Here is a 2,715-nt window from a genome sequence, read left to right as displayed (position 1 = left end):
TAAAGAAGCGCTCGTAAATAAAATCAGTAGATAAATATCCCAAAAAATGGGTATGCATAATTGCATATAATAGGGATAAATTTTCATGATATATTAAAATAAAAAATGTGGGTGATGGAATATGAAGAAATTACTTATTGGTAGTTTATTGACGTTAGCGATGGCATGGGGTATTTCATTAGGCGATACGGCATTAGAGAAAAGCCATATAATTTCTCATAACGATCAAGAGGTACAATTAGCTAAAGATTTACCTTTTGAATATTAAAAAACAACCGTCTTACTTAGGCGGTTGTTTTTTTATGGAGTAACATCCAAACGTCTTTACTAGAAACAGGTTTGCTAATAAAGAATCCTTGAATGTGATCACAATTTTGTTTATGTAAAAATTCCCATTCTTCTGCTGTTTCTACACCTTCTGCAATCACTTTTAAATTTAGTTCTTTTGATAGTGTAATAATGGAAGAGACAATTGCTTCTTCTAAAGGACTAGTTGTAATTCCACAAATAAACTCTCGAGCGATTTTTAATGTGTTGATTGGATATTTTGTTAAATAAGCTAAAGAACTATAACCAGTACCAAAGTCGTCGATTGAAATTTGAATACCGAGATTTTGAAGTTGTTCTAGTTTTGCAACTACAGATTGATTTTGATTAATTGCGATGCTTTCCGTAATTTCAATATCTAGTGCTTCTGGTTTCAGTTCTGTCTCTTCCAACACCTTTGAAATAGTTGGGATTAAATCTGCATGGTTAAATTGAACAACAGATAAATTCACACCAACTTTTAAGTGAGAAAAACCTTGATTATGCCATCTTTTTGCTTCTAAACAGGCAGTACGTAAAATCCAATTGCCAAGTTCAATAATAAAACCAGTTTCCTCTGCTAGAGGGATAAATTGGGCAGGAGATACGATACCGAGTTTTGGATGCTTCCAACGTATTAATGCTTCAAAACCGATAATTTGTTTTGTTTTTGTGCTTACTTGTGGCTGGTATTCAAGGAAAAATTCATTTTGTTGTAATGCTTTTGAAAGTTCACCTTCTAAGAATTGAATTTCATTTTGAGCGATACTCATTTCTTTTGAGAAGAAAACAAATCTGTTTTTTCCATTTGCTTTCGCACGGTACATAGCCATATCAGCATTTTTCATTAACTCATTTACATTAGTTCCATAATCAGGGTACATCGCAATTCCGATACTTGGTGTAATAGAGAGTTCTTCGCCTTGAATGAAGAATGGTTTGTTTAAAATAGTTAAAATCTGTTCAGCTATAAAAATTGCACTTTTTTCTGAGTACATTTCTGGTAACAGAATTGTAAACTCATCTCCACCTTGGCGAGCGACGATATCTTTTGAACGCAAGCAACCGCGTAATCTTTTTGCTACTTCAATTAATAATAAATCTCCAACGTCATGGCCAAGTCTATCGTTAATTTTTTTAAATCGATCTAAATCAAGGAATATGACGGCGACATCATTTGCGTTAGTTTGGGCTGTATTTAAAATGGCTTTTAAATCTTTTTCGAACTTTCGACGATTTGGTAATCCAGTAAGTGCATCGTGAAAGGCTAAATGCTCTACTTGTTTTTGTTTTTCATATAGAGTGGTAATATCACGCGCTATCCCAAACATTCCGACCACTTCTTTGTTTATAAAAGTAGGGATAAGTGTAATATGAAGATAATAATAATAGCCTTCTTGTTCTTTTGTACGAACTTCTAACGTTTGTGGCCTACCTTCCTTTGTAATTTGTAAAGCCTTCTTTAGTAGTTCGTGGTCTTTTGAATCAATGAAGTGTACCAGAGAATAGCTTGCTACTTCACAATAATAGGCAGTAAATAAGCTTTCGCATGCCTTATTAGATTGTTGAAAAATGCCATTCATATTTAAAGAGAAAACGGCATCGGGATGATCTTCGAATAAAGACTTATAGCGTTGTTCACTTTTTGATAATGCAAATGCACCTTCTTCAACTTCGTCCTCTAGTTGTGTAGTCAACTGTTCATATGTAAGGATTAGTGCTTGATTATCTTTCCACATGTAAAGTTGCCGCAAGAATAACAAAATAAGTGATAATACGAGACCAATTAACATAAATTTATCATCCCAAGGTTGAATGATAATAAAGGAAAAAGTAATAATTATACTAAAATAAGGTAGTATAAAACGTACATAATCGAATCGATAATATTTTGCTTTCGTTTCATGTTGCATTGGTTTATCCAAGATATATAGTATGGAAGAAAGTCCAATTAATAAAATAGAAGCAGTGTGTATTAAATAATTAAATTCAGGAGAAGTTTTCATCCCAAAATTTAATTGAAACAGATGAATGTAACCGTATACGAGTATAATAGTGAAACCGATAATTAATGCGATTCTACTAGAAGAATATTGTTCTCTTCTATAAAGACTAATAACGGCGTAAATTACTAATGATTGTGCAATAAAATAGCCAATTAAAATCCAAGTTTCCTTTGTTAACATACGGAAGCTTGAAAGGTCCAAGATAAAAGTTAAAGTGAAATAAATGTTCATAATAACAATAAAGATGCTATCGAATGAAAATTGAGCAAGACCCTTAATAGAGTAAATTTTTATAAACTTTATAGCAAATCCAACAAAGAGTAAAACATATTGTATGATAAAAAAAGGTAATGCTTTATATGAGAATATAACTTGCTTATGAATAGAAAGTGAAGGAAGAAAT

General features: G+C 32.0%; 2 protein-coding genes. One reads left to right on the top strand and one right to left on the bottom strand.

The features are described from left to right. Positions 1-121 precede the first annotated feature (121 nt). Positions 122-268: a quorum-sensing peptide PapR gene (locus tag ABWK52_RS25585; RefSeq protein ID WP_000734730.1), complete on the top strand. Its 147-nt coding sequence runs from the start codon at positions 122-124 to the stop codon at positions 266-268. Between the two features lie 16 nt (positions 269-284). Here ABWK52_RS25585 and ABWK52_RS25580 read toward each other — a convergent pair. Beyond that, on the bottom strand, positions 285-2,715 hold a 2,431-nt coding region (locus ABWK52_RS25580; RefSeq protein ID WP_353772214.1), incomplete at its 5' end, for a DUF4084 domain-containing protein.

The sequence above is a fragment of the Bacillus sp. AP50 genome, from assembly GCF_040492675.1.
Taxonomy (GTDB): domain Bacteria; phylum Bacillota; class Bacilli; order Bacillales; family Bacillaceae_G; genus Bacillus_A; species Bacillus_A cereus.
This window is presented reverse-complemented; position numbering and strand designations above follow the sequence as displayed.

Excerpts from the sequence above, each read along its gene's own strand:
- ABWK52_RS25585 (WP_000734730.1), top strand. The coding sequence starts at position 122 with ATGAAGAAATTACTTATTGGTAGTTTATTGACGTTAGCGATGGCATGG.